The sequence below is a fragment of the Beijerinckia sp. L45 genome (genome assembly GCF_009765775.1).
Taxonomy (GTDB): Bacteria; Pseudomonadota; Alphaproteobacteria; order Rhizobiales; family Beijerinckiaceae; genus RH-AL1.
The window spans coordinates 30634-46268 of record NZ_LMUU01000270.1; the positions used below are offsets into that span (position 1 = coordinate 30634).

The 15635-nt window shown below is 64.7% G+C and carries 24 protein-coding genes; 9 read left to right on the forward strand and 15 right to left on the reverse strand.

The window, feature by feature from the left end; translation table 11 throughout:
* The first annotated feature begins 21 nt into the window (after window positions 1–21).
* From GSQ79_RS27495 to GSQ79_RS27510, 4 genes are all read left to right on the forward strand, one after another.
* On the forward strand, window positions 22–519 hold the full coding sequence (locus tag GSQ79_RS27495; protein ID WP_246725630.1) for a L,D-transpeptidase: 498 nt from the start codon (window positions 22–24) through the stop codon (window positions 517–519).
* Between the two features lie 115 nt (window positions 520–634).
* Complete coding sequence (locus tag GSQ79_RS27500; protein ID WP_158811926.1) at window positions 635–982, forward strand: hypothetical protein; 348 nt, start codon at window positions 635–637, stop codon at window positions 980–982.
* A 3-nt stretch (window positions 983–985) separates the two neighbouring features.
* Entirely contained in the window at window positions 986–1501 is a 516-nt protein-coding gene (locus GSQ79_RS27505; protein WP_158811927.1) for a TerB family tellurite resistance protein, read from the forward strand.
* Window positions 1502–1505: 4 nt separating this feature from the next.
* Window positions 1506–2294 carry an SDR family oxidoreductase gene (locus GSQ79_RS27510; protein WP_158811928.1) on the forward strand — a complete coding sequence of 263 codons (789 nt, stop codon included), beginning with the start codon at window positions 1506–1508 and terminating at the stop codon, window positions 2292–2294.
* A 28-nt stretch (window positions 2295–2322) separates the two neighbouring features.
* On the opposite strand, the gene GSQ79_RS27515 is transcribed toward GSQ79_RS27510, so the two are convergent.
* On the reverse strand, window positions 2323–2649 hold the full coding sequence (locus GSQ79_RS27515; RefSeq protein ID WP_158811929.1) for a polyhydroxyalkanoic acid system family protein: 327 nt from the start codon (window positions 2647–2649) through the stop codon (window positions 2323–2325).
* Between the two features lie 564 nt (window positions 2650–3213).
* Between GSQ79_RS27515 and GSQ79_RS27520 the strand changes: the two genes are divergently transcribed.
* Window positions 3214–3435 carry a hypothetical protein gene (locus tag GSQ79_RS27520; protein WP_158811930.1) on the forward strand — a complete coding sequence of 74 codons (222 nt, stop codon included), beginning with the start codon at window positions 3214–3216 and terminating at the stop codon, window positions 3433–3435.
* A 79-nt stretch (window positions 3436–3514) separates the two neighbouring features.
* Here the strand turns inward: GSQ79_RS27520 and GSQ79_RS27525 are convergent, their stop codons facing one another.
* The 8 genes from GSQ79_RS27525 to GSQ79_RS27560 form a co-directional block, all read right to left on the reverse strand.
* Window positions 3515–3883 carry a DUF3574 domain-containing protein gene (locus tag GSQ79_RS27525; RefSeq protein ID WP_158811931.1) on the reverse strand — a complete coding sequence of 123 codons (369 nt, stop codon included), beginning with the start codon at window positions 3881–3883 and terminating at the stop codon, window positions 3515–3517.
* A gap of 41 nt (window positions 3884–3924) precedes the next feature.
* Window positions 3925–4407 (reverse strand): SRPBCC family protein, encoded by a 483-nt coding sequence (locus GSQ79_RS27530; protein ID WP_246725631.1) that lies wholly within the window; start codon window positions 4405–4407, stop codon window positions 3925–3927.
* A gap of 115 nt (window positions 4408–4522) precedes the next feature.
* Window positions 4523–4993 carry a cupin domain-containing protein gene (locus tag GSQ79_RS27535; protein WP_158811932.1) on the reverse strand — a complete coding sequence of 157 codons (471 nt, stop codon included), beginning with the start codon at window positions 4991–4993 and terminating at the stop codon, window positions 4523–4525.
* A 15-nt stretch (window positions 4994–5008) separates the two neighbouring features.
* Complete coding sequence (locus GSQ79_RS27540) at window positions 5009–5323, reverse strand: DUF86 domain-containing protein (RefSeq protein ID WP_246725632.1); 315 nt, start codon at window positions 5321–5323, stop codon at window positions 5009–5011.
* Between the two features lie 35 nt (window positions 5324–5358).
* A complete protein-coding gene (locus GSQ79_RS27545) occupies window positions 5359–5655 on the reverse strand; it encodes a nucleotidyltransferase family protein (RefSeq protein ID WP_158811934.1) in 297 nt (98 codons plus the stop codon).
* A gap of 74 nt (window positions 5656–5729) precedes the next feature.
* A complete protein-coding gene (gene fghA, locus GSQ79_RS27550; protein WP_158811935.1) occupies window positions 5730–6581 on the reverse strand; it encodes an S-formylglutathione hydrolase in 852 nt (283 codons plus the stop codon).
* Window positions 6581–7696, reverse strand: coding sequence for an S-(hydroxymethyl)glutathione dehydrogenase/class III alcohol dehydrogenase (locus GSQ79_RS27555; protein ID WP_158811936.1), 1116 nt, complete (start codon window positions 7694–7696; stop codon window positions 6581–6583). Before GSQ79_RS27555 ends, fghA begins: the two co-directional genes overlap by 1 nt.
* Window positions 7697–7880: 184 nt before the next feature.
* Window positions 7881–8522, reverse strand: coding sequence for an HD domain-containing protein (locus GSQ79_RS27560; RefSeq protein ID WP_158811937.1), 642 nt, complete (start codon window positions 8520–8522; stop codon window positions 7881–7883).
* A 129-nt stretch (window positions 8523–8651) separates the two neighbouring features.
* Between GSQ79_RS27560 and GSQ79_RS27565 the strand changes: the two genes are divergently transcribed.
* The 4 genes from GSQ79_RS27565 to GSQ79_RS27580 all read left to right on the forward strand — a co-directional run bounded on the left by GSQ79_RS27565 (window position 8652) and on the right by GSQ79_RS27580 (window position 11863).
* Complete coding sequence (locus GSQ79_RS27565; RefSeq protein ID WP_158811938.1) at window positions 8652–9617, forward strand: GlxA family transcriptional regulator; 966 nt, start codon at window positions 8652–8654, stop codon at window positions 9615–9617.
* 101 nt (window positions 9618–9718) lie between these two features.
* Complete coding sequence (locus tag GSQ79_RS27570) at window positions 9719–10528, forward strand: SDR family oxidoreductase (protein ID WP_210253239.1); 810 nt, start codon at window positions 9719–9721, stop codon at window positions 10526–10528.
* Between the two features lie 139 nt (window positions 10529–10667).
* A complete protein-coding gene (locus GSQ79_RS27575) occupies window positions 10668–10811 on the forward strand; it encodes a histidine kinase (RefSeq protein WP_158811940.1) in 144 nt (47 codons plus the stop codon).
* 2 nt (window positions 10812–10813) lie between these two features.
* Window positions 10814–11863 carry a site-specific tyrosine recombinase XerD gene (locus GSQ79_RS27580; protein ID WP_158811941.1) on the forward strand — a complete coding sequence of 350 codons (1050 nt, stop codon included), beginning with the start codon at window positions 10814–10816 and terminating at the stop codon, window positions 11861–11863.
* 44 nt (window positions 11864–11907) lie between these two features.
* On the opposite strand, the gene GSQ79_RS27585 is transcribed toward GSQ79_RS27580, so the two are convergent.
* The 6 genes from GSQ79_RS27585 to hisF all read right to left on the reverse strand — a co-directional run bounded on the left by GSQ79_RS27585 (window position 11908) and on the right by hisF (window position 15562).
* Window positions 11908–12564 carry a glutathione S-transferase family protein gene (locus GSQ79_RS27585; RefSeq protein ID WP_158811942.1) on the reverse strand — a complete coding sequence of 219 codons (657 nt, stop codon included), beginning with the start codon at window positions 12562–12564 and terminating at the stop codon, window positions 11908–11910.
* 10 nt (window positions 12565–12574) lie between these two features.
* Window positions 12575–13039: a DUF2721 domain-containing protein gene (locus tag GSQ79_RS27590; protein WP_158811943.1), complete on the reverse strand. Its 465-nt coding sequence runs from the start codon at window positions 13037–13039 to the stop codon at window positions 12575–12577.
* Window positions 13040–13139: 100 nt separating this feature from the next.
* Window positions 13140–13367: a hypothetical protein gene (locus GSQ79_RS27595; RefSeq protein WP_158811944.1), complete on the reverse strand. Its 228-nt coding sequence runs from the start codon at window positions 13365–13367 to the stop codon at window positions 13140–13142.
* 120 nt (window positions 13368–13487) lie between these two features.
* On the reverse strand, window positions 13488–14450 hold the full coding sequence (gene coaA, locus GSQ79_RS27600; RefSeq protein WP_158811945.1) for a type I pantothenate kinase: 963 nt from the start codon (window positions 14448–14450) through the stop codon (window positions 13488–13490).
* Window positions 14451–14792, reverse strand: a complete 342-nt coding sequence (locus GSQ79_RS27605) for a phosphoribosyl-ATP diphosphatase (RefSeq protein WP_158811946.1) — start codon at window positions 14790–14792, stop codon at window positions 14451–14453. It abuts the gene before it with no gap.
* On the reverse strand, window positions 14789–15562 hold the full coding sequence (gene hisF / locus GSQ79_RS27610) for an imidazole glycerol phosphate synthase subunit HisF (protein WP_158811947.1): 774 nt from the start codon (window positions 15560–15562) through the stop codon (window positions 14789–14791). The genes GSQ79_RS27605 and hisF overlap by 4 nt, the downstream gene beginning before the upstream one ends.
* Window positions 15563–15635 lie beyond the last annotated feature (73 nt).

A 15635-nucleotide genomic window follows, 5' to 3' on the forward strand; every position in this document is an offset into this window, starting at 1 on the left:
TCGGCCCGGGAGTTTTTTTTCATGCGCGCGACAATGCCCATTCTTGCTACTCTGGCGACCCTTTTCGCAGGCTCGGCGGCCCACGCCACCGTGACCGTCGCGATCGATCTTTCGACGCAGCACATGCACGTGCAGTCGGCCGAGCACACCTACGACTGGCCGGTTTCGACCGCGCGTGAAGGCTACGTGACGCCGCCCGGCACCTACGCGCCGACCAACATGGTAGTGAACTACCATTCCAAGAAATACGACAATGCGCCGATGCCGCATGCCATCTTCTTCTACTACGGCTATGCGATCCACGGCACCAACGAGGCGAAGAACCTCGGCAAGCCGGCGTCCCACGGCTGCATCCGTCTCTCGACAGCCAACGCCACCACCCTGTTCAACCTGGTGAAGGCCGAAGGCGCCGCGATCACGATCTCGGGCACGCCGCCCGGCCAGGCGCCGTATGGCGCCGTCGCGCAGAACGATCCGAACGCCAAGAAGGGCTTCTTCCAGTCGATCTTCGGCATGTAGAGGCAGACGGCGGGGTCGTCACCCAGGTGACGGCTCGCCATATCGGTCTCGTAATACAATCAGGATGAGCCGCCCATCAGCGGCGCGGCTCTCCCCCAGGCAGAATGGACGAGCGATGCTCCCGAACGCGCTTAAAACTCTCATGACGGCCGCCGCTCTCGGTTTGGCCGTATCCGTCGCGCCGGTGAGCGCGGCCGATCTCGGCAGCTACGTCCGGCCGCCGGTCGCGACCTATGGCGTCGCCTGCGAGGGACCCGAGGTTCAGACCTTCCCGAGCGTGTACCTCGGCCATTTCGCCGGTGGCGCGTCGCAATACTCCGGCCCCGGCGGCAGCATCTTCCTCGACTGGCGCGACGAAAAACTCTGCTTCCCCAGCCGGCGGACCTGCAACCGCTGGGTCTCCAGCATGCGTCGCGATTTCCATCATCCCGAAGGCGATTACACCTGCCTGACGATCCGCTGAGCCATGTCGATCTTCGACAGCCTGCGCAATTTCATTGCCGACACGACCGGCCGCACCGCGACCGCAGCGGCCTTCGAGGATGGCGATTACCGCCTCGCCACCGTCGCCCTTCTCGTCCATGTCGCCAATGTCGACGGCATGGTCGATCCGCTCGAGCGACAGCGCCTGCGCGAGATCATCGAAGCGCGCTTCGGCCTCGATGCGGCCACCACGACCCAGCTGATCGAAGCCGCCGAGCAGAGCGACCGCGAGGCCGTCGACTTCTTCCACTTCACCACCGTGCTCAAGCGCGAACTCGATGATGACGGTCGTCATAAGATCATCGAGATGATGTGGGACGTCGTGTTCGCCGACGGCACCGTCACCGAGTTCGAGGAAAACGTCGTCTGGCGGGTCGCCGAGCTTCTCGGGGTCTCCACGCGCGATCGCGTGATGCTGCGCCAGAAGGTCGCCGAGGAACCACGCCCCGAGGCCGCCGTCGACGGACCGTGGTCGTCGCCTGCGTCTAGCAAAGCCTAGCATCATGCGCACTGTGGCGCTGATCACCGGCGCCTCGGGCGGCATCGGCGCGGATCTCGCCCGCGTCTTCGCCCGGCATGGGCATGACCTCGCGCTGGTCGCCCGCAGCCGGGACAAGCTCGAGGCGCTGGCCGACGCGATCGCCGCCTCGGGACGCCCACGTCCGATCGTCATCGCGCTCGACCTCGCCGAAGCCGGCGCCGCCGAGCGGGTCGCAGCGGCTCTATCCGCAGCGGGCGCGACGGTCGCCATTCTCGTCAACAATGCCGGCTTCGGCCTGCTCGGCGGTGCGGCGACACTCGACGCGCGGGACCAGCTCGGCATCGTCGACCTCAACGTCCGCTCGCTTCTGGACCTCACCTTGCGGTTCTTGCCGGAGATCACCGCGGCCCGAGGCAAGATCCTCAACGTCGGCTCGATCGTGAGCTTTTTCGCCGGACCCGGCATGGCGGTCTATTACGCGTCGAAGGCCTTCGTCAGCTCGTTCTCCCGCGCCTTGACCGAGGAGCTGAGGCCGGCCGGCGTCACCGTCACCGTGCTGCATCCGGGCATGACGGCCACGGGGTTCCAGGGGCGCGCGGGCTTCGACAATGCGAAGGCGATGGGCATGGTGCCCGGCGCCACCGCGCTTTCGGTTGCGGAGGCCGGCTATCACGCCCTGATGGCGGGCCGGCGCAGCGTGGTGCCGGGCCTCGGCAACAAGCTCGGGACCCTCATCATGCCGCTGATCCCCGACGCATTGCTCCTGCCGCTGGTCCGGCGCTTTCAGGAGAGCCGGCTGCGCGCCAGCTGACCGTCGGATGTCACGCGAGCGGGCAGGCTCAGACTTTCTTCGTGTTCCCGATCCGCAGCGCCTCTTTGCCGTTGCTCTTCAGCAGGCCTTCGATCTTGTTGGCGAGAGCGGCGAGCAGCCAGGGCAAATGCACCTCGACGCGAATTTCCGCCGGCTTGACGTCGATCTCGGCCGTGGTCGTCTGGCCGACGGCGGAGACACGGAGATGCGCGGTGTCGCCGACCCAGGCCATCTCGCCGGTGCCGACCCTGTCGATGTAGGTTTTCTTCACGACTTCGACCTGATCGGTGATGCGCTTCTTGGCTTCGGCCACGCTGAGTTCGTGCGGGAAGGTCACGACAATGGATTTGGCCATGGGCCTCGATCTCCGGGCGGTCTGAAGCAGGAATGTCTTGCGCCAGCTTTATGTAGGCCCCGCGCCCCTGATCGCCACGGCGCACGCTCGAAAGATCCGGACCGAATCGGCATCGAGGTCGTGAAGATTTTTGAGAAAAAACGAGGTGTTCGTTAACGCGGAGGCCTCGGAGCCGCCGAAAGTCCGTTACGCTTGTGCATGATGCGTTGCACAAGGGCCGATTTAAAACCTTGGTAAAAAGGAGTATCTGCCACGATGGCATGACGCCATTAGGTCGCTTAGACTGCCCTTTAAGATGCCAAATAATCTAATGATTTCTAATGCGTATGGTTTGACCGATCGGGACGCATCCAGGGGAGGCCGACCCTCGTGCTGCAATGCAACACTGTCACCGCCCGGTCACATAGTCGCTGAATGCGCAAGAAGCATACCAGCTTCGCATTCTGTTAACGTTTTATGGCCAGAAGCTTGCTCAACTCTTTTGCGAGCGAAATGCCGAAGCTGACGATCCAACCTCTGCCGGATCGCTGGCCCCGGCCCTACCCCGCTCACAGAGGGGTGCCCATGTTAAAGGTTCTTGTCCTTATCTGCGCGTCGTCGACGGACCCTGCAGCCTGCGACGTCCATTCCGCGATGGATGTGATCACCACGGCGCGGGTCAATACCCCGCAGCAGTGCGGCTTCATGGGTCAGGCCATGCTGGCGCCGACCACGCTGGTTCCCGATCCGAGCAAGCAATACATGAAGATCGTCTGCGTTCGCGATCAGGTTGCCAGCGCGCATTGACGTGATCGCGATCACGCGTGGAAAGCCCCGTCGGCAGAACGGGTGATGGAGGCCACGCGGCCGATCGCGCACCGGACTTTTAGAAGGCCACGCAGGCCGTCGTGTCGACGCGCAGCACGGACTGCTGCCTGAACCGGGTTTCGTAGCCGGAGCGGATTGCTTCGATCTTGGCATCGCTGTCGCCGGCAGGTCGGTAGATGATGATCATCATACGCGATGCTTCGCGCACGCTTCCGCGCGGCCCATGCCATTGGCCCAGGCCTTCGAAGACGCTCAGACCATCGGGAAATTTTGGCGTCACGACGTCAGCCATGAAATGGCGCCACGCGTCGCGCTGCAGACCGGCCCGCTTGCCAGTCCCGAAATAGAGCTCGACCCGCGCCAGGCGGTGCGATCCCGCACGGCAGCGCTCCGATACCGCCGTCTCCGCGCCGGCATTCTGTGCCATGAGACACAAAAAAAGCCCGCAGAGACGGCGGCGCATCGGTGTTACTTCGCCATCTTGCTCTTCACGGCGTCGAGGCCGGACTGGTAGATGCCGCCCACCGCGCCTTCGGCCGCCGCTTCCTTGCCGCTGGCGGGCGTGAACGTGCTGTTCCAGGTGATCGTCGTCATGTCCTTGCCCTTCGCCTCGGCCTTGATCGTCGAGACATAGTCGGTGAGCGGCAGCGGGCTGGTCTTGATCGCGTAGCTGTAGGAGTAGCCCTTGTCGTCGCGGGCGGTCTGCAGCTCGACGAAGGTGGCCTTACCGTCCTTGGTGACGAGCGTGCGGGTCGGCGGCGTCTTGCCGTCGGTGGTGCACTTGCCGATCGCCGGATGCCAATCCTGGATCGAGCAGAACGGCCCGATCGCCGCCCAGACCTGGTCGGGCGTCCCATTCACGTCGATGCTCTTGGTGACCGTATCGGCCGAGGCGGCCGCCGTGCCGGCGCCCAGAAGGGCAGCCGCGATGATGATCGAGGACATACGCATGCGTTTCTCTCCCTGCCGCCCTTTTCGGGCGTAAAGCTCAGCCGCGGTTAAGCTCCGCGGTGACCCGTTATCTGTGGCTCTGCCGTAGAAAGTCGAGCCCGACGAATAGCCCGGTTCAGGCGGGATGCGTCGGATCGACCCAGCGCACATCCTCGGGTTTTTCCACCGGCTCGATGTCGAGGTTGATCGCCACCGCCTCGCCATCCGAGCGCACCAGCACGCATTCCAGCACCTCGTCCGGGCTGGCGTTGATCTCCTGGTGCGGCACATAGGGCGGGATGTAGATGAAGTCGCCCGGGCCGGCCTCGGCGGTGAACTCGAGCTTTTCCCCCCAGCGCATCCGCGCCTTGCCCTTCAGCACATAGATGATGCTTTCGAGGTGGCCGTGGTGGTGCGCGCCGGTCTTGGCATCGGGGTGGATCGTCACCGTGCCCGCCCAAATCTTTTGCGCGCCGACGCGGGCAAAGTTGATCGCCGCGCGACGGTCCATGCCTGGCGTTTGCGCCGTGTTGGGATCGAGCGAGCCGGCGGGGATGACGCAGACGCCATCGGTCTTCCAGGCGTGGTCGTGGGTGTGGTCGGACATGGGGGTCTCGGGTGATCAGGGAGGGGGCAGATCGTGGTCGATGGCGTAGAGCACAAGTCGAAGTGCTGGAAGATGATTTTGGATCACGCCCCAGATGATCTCGCTTTGAACGCCGGCATATTCGTGACGAAGCACGTTGCCGATTCCCGCAATGCTCCGCCACTCAACGTCAGGGTAACGGGCCTTGATGTCCTCTGGGATGTGGCGGCTTGCCTCCGATATGATTTCGACTGCGCGCTCGCAACCGAGGCGCAAGAGCGTCGAGGCATCATAGTCGTCGAAGGTTTTCTGGCCGAGGGCGTCGTCGAGCAACGCGATCGCCGCAAGCATATCGTAGACGCGAAGTTTGACGCCGCGCTTTACCATCAAAAGACCTGTATGGCTTCGTCTTCGATGGTCGCTTTGATCAGGGGATGGAGGCCGCCGCGCGTCGTCATGTCGACGGATACGCCAAGCTCGTCCTCGACCATATGCTTGGCCTTGATGAGATCGAGAAGATCGAACCGAGACGCCGGATCGTATTCAAGAAACAGATCCAGATCAGACGCCGCAGCGGCCTCTCCCCGTGCGGTCGAGCCGAAAAGGAACAACGCCGTCGCCCCGAGCGCGCGGAGCCGCGGCTCGAATACCTGCAGTTTGACGATGGCGTCTTCGCGGACCATTACGCGAAAATAACAGAAGCCGCCAAAGCATCCAAGCTGGGGCGACTTCTAAATGATGATACAGGACTTTAAGCTTAAGCCCCCAGCACCTTAGCATGATGCGCGATGTGGTCTTCCATGAAGCTCTGCATGAAGTAGTAGGAGTGGTCATACCCCTCCTGCATGCGCAGCTTAAGCGGCTGACCGGCGGCCTCGCAGGCTTCCTTGAAGAGATGCGGGTGCAGCTCGCCTTCGAGGAACTGGTCTGATGTCCCCTGGTCGATCAGGATGTGCGACGTTTTCTTGCCGGCTTTCACGAGCTCGGTCGCGTCCCATTCCTTCCAGGTTTCCTTGTCGGCGCCGAGATAGTTGCCGAGCGCCTTCTCGCCCCAGGGGCAGGATGACGGCGCGACGATCGGCGCGAAGGCGGAAACCGACTTGAAGCGGTCGGGGTTGCGCAGCGCGGTGATGAGCGCGCCGTGGCCGCCCATCGAATGGCCGAACACGCCCCACTTCGTCGGATCGACCGGGAAGTGCTCCTCGATCAGCGCAGGCAGCTCCTTGGAAACGTAGGAGCCCATGCGGTAGCCGGTCTTCCACGGCTCCTGCGTGGCGTCGACATAGAAGCCGGCGCCGACGCCGAAATCATATTTGTCGTGGTCGCCGGGGTAGGGCTTGTCGCGCGGCGACGTGTCCGGCGCGACGAGGATGATGCCGTGCAGGGCGGCAAGACGCTGCGCGCCGCCCTTGATGATGAAGGTCGTGTGGTCGCAGGTCAGGCCGGCGAGGTACATCAGCACCGGCAGTTTCTTGCCGGCTTTCGCCTGCGGGGGCAGATAAACCGTGAAGTTCATGCTGCCGCCGATTTCCGACGAGGCATGCTTGTAGAACGTGTTGTCGCCGCCGAAGCAGACGTGCGAGCCGGTCTTTTCCGGAGCAGTGGCCATCAGTACTTCACCACGGTGCGAATGCCTTTGCCTTCGTGCATGTCGTGGAAGCCTTCGTTGATCTTGTCGAGCGGGATCACGTCGGTGATCAGGTCGTCGATGTTGATCTTGCCGTCCATGTACCAGTCGACGATGCGCGGCACGTCGGTACGGCCACGAGCGCCGCCGAAGGCCGAACCGCGCCAGTTGCGGCCGGTGACCAGCTGGAACGGACGCGTCGCGATTTCCGCGCCGGCCGGGGCCACGCCGATGATGATCGAGGTGCCCCAGCCCTTGTGGCAGGCCTCCAACGCCTGGCGCATCACCGTGACGTTGCCGGTGCAGTCGAACGTGTAGTCGGCGCCGCCCTTGGTCAGCTCGACCAGATGGTTGACCATGTTGGTGCCGGCCGGCAGTTCCTTCGGATTGACGAAGTCGGTCATGCCGAACTGCGCCGCGATGTTCTTCTTGTTGTTGTTGATGTCGACGCCGACGATCTGCTCCGCGCCGATCATCTTCAAGCCCTGGATCACGTTGAGGCCGATGCCGCCGAGACCGAAGACCACCGCGCGGCAGCCGTATTCCGCCTTGGCGGTGAACAGCACCGCACCGACGCCCGTTGTCACGCCGCAACCGATGTAGCAGACCTTTTCGAACGGCGCGTCTTCACGGATCTTGGCGAGCGAGATCTCCGGCAGGACGGTGTAGTTCGAGAAGGTCGAGCAGCCCATGTAGTGATAGATCGGCTGGCCCTTGTAGCTGAAGCGGCTGGTGCCGTCCGGCATCAGGCCCTTGCCCTGGGTGGCGCGGACCTTCTGGCAAAGATTGGTCTTCTGCGAGAGGCAGTATTCGCACTCGCGGCATTCGGCCGTGTAGAGCGGGATGACGTGGTCACCCTTCTTCAGCGAGGTGACGCCGGGGCCGACTTCGACGACGATACCAGCGCCTTCATGGCCCAAAATGCTGGGGAAGATGCCTTCCGAATCCTGGCCGGACATCGTGTAGGCGTCGGTGTGACAAAGACCCGTGGCCTTGATCTCGACCAAAACTTCGCCGTGCTTCGGCCCTTCCAGATCGACTTCGACGATTTCAAGGGGTTTTTGGGCTTCGAACGCAACGGCGGCGCGGGTCTTCATGGATGTCGCTCCCTAACTTTTGGTTGGGGATGGCCTACAACATTTCCGGTTGCCGTTGCTAGAGCGTTTTCGCGCCATCGGCGCTCGGGAAAAGAAAAAGCTTTGCCCGAGACTTAACATTTTTTGCACGGCGGCGGCGCCCAGAAGGTGTGACGAGTCAAGACGCTCTGGGATTCCGATGGCGTCACCCGGCCCAGGGCGAACTCAGGATCACGCTGCAGAAGTTGCCGCGCCTGAAGGTCGGGTCCTTGAGCGCGATCACGTCGGCCTTGACGTTGCCGAAGGTGGTGTCTGGTTTGTGTTTGATGCCGTCGTAGAAGGCCTGAATGATATCCTGCTTGAAATGGCCGTCGCGCGGATGCGCTTTCACCACCTGCTCGCGAACGGCATCGTCGTATTCGGCGTAGGTCAGGCCGAGCACGTCCATTTCAACGCCGGCCGTCACCAACGCGACGACGGGATGCATGTGCTTGGGGATGCCGGGCGTGGTGTGCAGCGCGATCGCATTCCACACGATCTCGACGTCGTTCGGCGCGATGCCGTGGCTCGTCAAGAAATCGCGAGCGGCATTGGCGCCATCCACCTCGAAGCGCTCGTCGGCGCTGCTGTGGGCATGGGTCAGACCCATGTCGTGGAACATCGCGCCGGCATAGAGCAACTCGGGATCGAAGCTGAGGCCGCGCTGCTTGCCGGCGAGCGCACCGAAATAATAGACGCGGCTGGAATGATGAAACAGCAGCGGCGATTCCGTATCGCGCACTAACTCGGTAACGGCGCGCGCGAGGCTGCTGTCGGGGATTTTGACGTCTGCGATCGTGTAACCCATAGCTCGGTCTCCTCTTGGGGTCGTCGTGACCCTGCGGCGTAAACCTACCGCACCGCTTGCTTGTCCTCAATTGACGTAACGCGACGAAAGCTGCCATAATGCGCGCGTTCGAGACATAGGCCGCAAGCGATGACGACCAGGACGATTTCGGTACTCGCGATTCCCGGCGTGCAGCTGCTCGACGTATCGGGGCCGCTCGACGTGTTCGCCGAGGCCAACCAGCAGGCCGGCCGCGAGGCCTATCGGCTGCAGGTCATCGGCCTCGAGGCCGGGCCAATCCGCAGCTCGTCCGGCGTCCGGCTGATGGCTGATTTCGCGGTCGGCGATCCGCGGGCGGATCTTACGGACACCCTGCTCGTCGCCGGCGCACCGGGTGTCGCCGACCAGCCGGCGGATGTGCGCCTGCTGGCCTGGCTACGCGCCGAAGCGCAGGCGGCGCGGCGCTTTGGCTCCGTCTGCAGCGGCGCCTTTCTGCTGGCGGCGGCGGGGCTGCTCGCCGGCAAGCATGTGACCACCCATTGGGCCGTCGCCGCGCAGTTGGCGTCCGCCTATCCCGACACAACCGTCGACGAGGATGCGCTGTTCGTCCGCGACGGGCGCGTGCGCACCGCCGCCGGCGTGACCGCGGGGATGGATCTCTCGCTGGCCCTGGTGGAGGAGGATCTCGGCCGCGACGTCGCGCTGCGCGTGGCGAGCCAGCTGGTGATGTTCTTCAAACGGCCGGGCGGCCAGCTGCAGTTCAGCCGTCATGGCGAGGCCGACCCCGTCGGCCGGTCCATTCTGCAGGAGTTGCAGCGCTGGGTGGCGGCGCATCCCGCCGACGATCATGCGGTGCCCAAACTTGCCGCGCGAGCCGGCCTCAGCCCGCGCCATTTTGCTAGGCTGTTTCGCCATGAGGTCGGCGTGACGCCGGCCGCCTGGGTCGAGGAAGCGCGGATTGCCGCCGCCCGTGCCTTGCTTGAGGAGGGGCACGAAGCGCCGAAGCAGATCGCGGCGCGCTGCGGGTTCTCCGATGTCGATACGCTGCGTCGCGCCTTCGTGCGCCATGTCGGGATCACGCCCGCCGACTACCGCCGGCGCTTTGCCGCCGCGTGACCGGCGTCGACGTCTGGCGTGCTATTGATCTGGCGTCTGCGCCGCTTCTTACGTCCGATGCCCTGATGGTTCGGCGGCACAATGACGAAAAGGTCCCGAGAATGACGTTTCAGCTGCGCGGCGCGGTGGCGGTGATCACGGGAGCTGGCGGCGGCATCGGCGCGGCGCTGGCCGACATCCTGGCGGCGCGCGGGTGTGCCCTGGCGCTGGCCGATATCGACGCAACCACGCTCGAAGCGGTCGCCGTCACCGCGCGGCGCCACGGCGTCACCGTCAGCACGCATCATCTCGACGTCGCCGATCCCGATCAGGTCGCGGCGCTGCCGCAAGCCGTCCTCGCCGCCCACGGGCGGGTCAGCGTCCTCGTCAACAATGCCGGCGTGGCGCTCGGCGGCACCTTCGACGAGGTGCCCGAGGCGGCGTTCGACTGGCTGATGGCGGTCAACTTTTCCGGCACGGTGCGGATGACGCGGGCCTTTCTGCCGCTGCTCCGCCGCGAGCCGGCTGCCCACATCGTCAACCTGTCGAGCCTGTTCGGCATCATCGCGCCGCCTGGCCAGGTCGCCTATGTCGCGAGCAAATTCGCGGTGCGCGGCTTTTCCGAGGCGCTGCGCCACGAGTTGGAAGGGTCGCCGGTGAGCCTTACCGTGGTCCATCCCGGCGGGGTGCGAACCGGGATCGCCGTCAACGCGCGACGCTACGGACTGAGCAACAGAGATGTCGAGGCGCAGGCCAAGACGTGGGACAAGCTTCTGCGCCTCAGCCCGGATGTCGCGGCGGCGGCCATTGCGGGAGCGATCGAGCGCCGCGCCAAGCGCCTGCTGATCGGCCAGGATGCCAGGCAGGCGGCATGGCTGCAGCGCCTGGTCCCGGTCGATTACTGGAGCATCATCCGGACGCTCATGCGCTAGCTGCGATCGCCGGTCCGTACGCGCCGCTTTCGCCACGCGCAAAAGAACATCGTTAAGATTGAGACGTTAAATCGTCTCTTCATCAGAACGGTCTATAAACTTCGAGCTCTAGGTGTCGCGCTCGCTTTGGGATGACTCGGTGCCTACACTGTTCCGCCTGCTCTTCGTGATCGGCATGATCGCAGCCCTCGGTTATGGCGCGATGATCGCGCTCGTCACCTTCGTGCAACCGCAGCCGCGCGAAATCACGCAGACCGTGCCACTGCCCAAAGGCGTGCGCTGATCATGCCGCGCGCCGCCGTGCCACCGCCGGAAGGAAAGACCTTCCAGCTCATCGAGACGTTCCTCGAAATGATCGCCGCCGAGCGCGGCGCCGCGGCCAATACGCTCGAAGCCTACAAGCGCGATCTCATCGCCTATGCCGCCGGGCTGAAAAGCCTTGCGACGACGCCTTTGAAAGCCACCACCAACGACCTGCGCGCCTACCTCGCGACGCTCGAGGCGGCCGGGTTCAAGCCGACATCCAGTGCCCGGCGACTTTCGGCGATCCGCCAGTTCCACCGTTTTCTCGTCGCGGAAAACAACCGCGCCGACGATCCCGCCGCGATTTTGGAGGGGCCGCGCCAGGGCCAGCGCTTGCCGAAGATCCTCTCGGTGGTCGAGGTCGACAAACTGTTGGCCGTCGCCAAGGAGGGGCTCGACCTCGAGAGCCGGCCGGCCGGCGAACGGCTGCGCGCGGCGCGGATGAACGCGCTGCTCGAACTGCTCTACGCGACGGGCCTGCGCGTCACCGAGCTGGTTTCGCTGCCGCGGACTGCCTTGCGCGGGCGCGATCCGCTGATCGCGATCAAGGGCAAGGGCGGCCGCGAGCGGCTTGTGGTGGTATCCGATCCGGCACGCCAGGCGGTCGATGTCTTTCGCGCGCTGCTAAAAATCCGGGCGCCGGGCCAGATCGACGGACCGTGGCTGTTTCCCGCCGACAGCGATAGCGGCCATCTCACCCGCCAGGCGTTCGCCCGTGATCTGAAAGACGTGGCCGCGGCGGCGGGGATCGCGACGCATCGCGTCAGCCCGCACGTGCTGCGCCATGCCTTCGCCAGCCACCTCCTGCAGAACGGCGCGGATCTGCGTATCGTGCAGGAGTTGCTGGGCCACGCCGATATTTCGACGACGCAGATCTATACGCACGTGCTGGACGAGCGGATGAAAGCCATGGTGCGCGACCTGCATCCGATGGGCGATGCGGCGGGGCGGGAGGTGGCGCCCGTCTTTGCGAGCGAAGCGAAGCAACCCAGAGCAAACGCTTCCGTCAAAGACGCGTCCAGCGGCCCCTAGGTTGCTTCACCTTCGGCTCGCAAAGACGGAGTCGAGATCGAGCCTTACTCCCCAACCTTCGCCAGCGCCCGGGCGTGCGCCGGCCGCGCGCGGGTGCGGGCCAGAAAGTCCATCAGCTTCGGACGGGTCGGGCCGAGCCCGCCGCGCAGGCGCGCCACCTCGATCGGAATGCTCATCTGGATGTCGGCGGCGCTGAAGGCCTCGCCCGCAAACCACGGCCGCTTGGCGAGTTCGCCTTCGAGAAAATCGAGCGTGCCCTTGATGTTGGGATCGATGAAGCCGGCGTTGACCGGGCCGGTGATCGCCTTGACCAGCGGGCGCAGCAGCGCCGGTGATCCCGACGCGATGCGCGTGAAAATGAGGCGCAGCAGCAGCGGCGGCATCATCGAGCCTTCGGCGAAATGCAGGAAGGTGAGGTAGTCGTGATGCGCCGGCGTGCCGACCGCCGGAACCAACCCGCTGTCGGCGCCATGACGCTCCAGCAGCAGCTGGATGATCGCGCCCGACTCGATCATCACGATGCCGTCGTCGACCACGATCGGCGACTTGCCGAGCGGGTGGATCGCCTTCAGCTCCGGGGGCGCCAGCATCGTCTTGGCGTTGCGCTGGTAGGTCTTCAGCTCGTAGGACACGCCGAGCTCTTCGAGCAGCCAGACGATACGCAGCGACCGCGACTGGTTGAGATGATGGACGGTGATCACGTAAGAAATCCTATTCCAGCCGCTCGGTATGGCGATCCACCGTGGCGCGGATGCCTTTGCCGGCGAGCAGCATCTCGGTGAGGAAGGCGGTCAGTGCGCCGATGGCGAAGAGAAGCGCGAGGCCGAACAGAACAAAGAGAATGGTGCCGGTCGCCCGCGACCGCAGCGCGCCGAGAAACAGGGTGAGGGCCGTGCCGCAGGTGCAGGCGCCCGCCAGCGTGCCGAGGATCACCGCGATATCGAGGGCGTGGGAGCGGCGCCGCAGGTGCGTCAGCCGGCGGCGGATGAACGCGTCGTCCGCCACGGTCTTCGGGTCCGCGGACGCGAGGCTGTCGACCTGATCGGAGATACGCGCAAGCCGCGTCGTGAACACGCCGAGCAGCGAGGCGACGGCGGTCAACAGAAAGATCGGGGTCAGCGCCGTCTGGATGACATGGATGACGGTGTCGAGGTCGGTGCCCTGCAATTCGATCATGGCCGCTGCATGTCGGTCAGGGCCGGGCTTGTCAAACGCGCATACAAAAAACGGCGCGCCGCAGCACGCCGTTTGGTCTCGTCAGCCATGACCGATTGAATCAATCGCAGTTCGACTTTGTCACGGTCTTGGAGTCGCCCATGTCGTTTTCCGAATGGACCGACTTGGTGGCGCAGCCGTCGCTCGACGAGCGGTGCTCGACGGTCGTGGACGAGGCCGGCGGTTCGACCACGACTTCGCGCGGTGCGTCGCGGTGAATGATGACTTCGTCGGCATAGGCCGAGCCTGCGCCGAGCATCGTAGCGGCGATAAGCATGATCTTGATCATTAATCGTCTCCCTCGCAATCAGGGCAACGGCGCCCTGCAGTCGAGGTAGAAATGCCTGCTGTCTCAATCCGTTCCGAAAAACCTCGACGCAAAGTTTAGGCGACGGGCGATCGTGCCCGCCTAAAGCTTGCGCAGCTCGACCTCTTCGATCCTGTGGCTGGCGCCCTTCGTCAGGACCAGATTGGCGCGCTGGCGCGTCGGCAGGACGTTCTCGTGGAGGTTGGCGAGATTGATCTCGCGCCAGATCTTTCGCGCCGTGGCTTCGGCCTCGTCGTCGCTGAATTCCGCGTATTTCTTGAAGTAGGAGCGCGGATCGCGGAACGAGGTTTCGCGCAGGCGCATGAAGCGCGCGACATACCAGCGCTCCAGATCGTCGTCGTCCGCGTCGAGATAGATGGAAAAATCGAAGAAATCGGAGACGAAGGCGCTGGTGCGACCGTCCTTCGCCCGGCGGTTCGGCAGCAGGACGTTGAGTCCCTCGACGATGAGAATGTCGGGCCGGTCGACCACGACGGTGTCGCCCGGCACGATGTCATAAGTGAGATGCGAATAGACCGGCGCCGCCACCGCCCGCCGCCCGGCCTTCACGTCGGAGAGAAAGCGCAGCAGCGCCGCGCCGTCGTAGCTTTCCGGAAACCCCTTCTTCGCCATCAAGCCTTCGCTTTCCAGCACGGCGTTGGGGAAGAGGAAACCGTCGGTGGTCACAAGCTCGACGCGCGGCGTGTTCGGCCAGCGCGCCAGCAGCGCCTGCATCACGCGGGCAAGTGTCGATTTGCCGGCGGCGACCGAACCGGCGACGCCGATGATGTAGGGGACCTTGCCATCCTCGGCGCCGAGAAACCGCTGCGTCGCCTTGAACAACCCTTGAGTCGCCGCGACGTAGAGCGCGAGAAGCCGCGACAGCGGCAGGTAGATCGCGATGACCTCTTCCAGCGTGATCGGCTCGTTGATCGACTGCAGCCGGGTCAGGTCATCGATCGACAAAGTGAGCGGCGTATCGGCCCGCAACGCCGCCCACTGCGCCCGCGAAAACCGGTGGTACGGCGAGAAGATCGGCAGCGTGGAGGCGGCGCGCTCGTCCATTCAATCTCCGGAAACCGCCGGGTCCGCTGGACGCGACGCCTTTTCCTGATGCCCGGACTGCGCGGTGCGCTGCGCAAGCTCGGCGAGCACCTCGTCCAGTTCGACGCCGCTCGCTTCGAGCAAGACAAGCAGATGATAGAGGACATCGGCGCTTTCGCAAACGATGGGGCGTCTCTCGCCCTCGATCGCGGCGATCACGAGCTCGACAGCCTCCTCGCCGAATTTTTTCGCCGCCCGCGGCGGCCCCTTGTCCAGCAGCGACTTGGTGTAGGAGGCGCCGGCATCGGTGCTTTTTCGTGCGCGGATGATCGCGGTGAGCGTGTCGAGGGAGAAGGCGCTCATGCGGCGATCCCGTCGAGGCGGACGGGCAGGCCGGCGCTGGCCATCCGCCGCTTGGCCTCGCCGATGGTGAAGGTGCCGAAATGGAAGATCGAAGCGGCCAGCACCGCCGTCGCACCGCCGTCGCGCACGCCTTCGACGAGATGGTCGAGGGTGCCGACGCCGCCCGAGGCGATGACCGGCACGGAGACGGCGCTGGAGACGGCATGGGTCAGTTCGATGTCGAACCCGATCTTGGTGCCATCACGGTCCATCGAGGTCAGCAGGATCTCGCCCGCGCCCAGAGCGACGACTTCTTTCGCATAGGCCACGGCGTCGAGACCGGTCGGCTTGCGGCCGCCATGGGTGAAGATCTCCCAGTGGCCGGGCGATGTCTGCTTGGCGTCGATGGCGACGACGACGCATTGGCTGCCGAATTTTTCGGCGGCACGGCGGACGAGGTCGCGGTCATTGACGGCGGCCGACATGATGGAGACCTTGTCGGCGCCTGCCAGCAGCAGGTTGCGGATGTCCGCCTCGCTGCGCACGCCGCCCCCAACCGTGAGCGGCATGAAGCAGGCTTCCGCGGTGCGCCGGACGATGTCGAGGAGGGTGCCGCGGCCCTCGTGGCTGGCGGTGATGTCGAGAAAGCAGAGCTCGTCGGCACCCGCCGCGTCATAGGCGATCGCCGCTTCGACGGGATCGCCGGCATCGCGCAGGTCGACGAAGTTCACGCCCTTGACGACGCGGCCGTCCTTGACGTCGAGGCAGGGGATCACACGGGCTTTGAGCATTTTTTGGCGCTGGTTGAGCAGGCGAACAGACTCGCGGCCCTTCGCCTAGACCGCTACGGGGCCAATGCCAAGG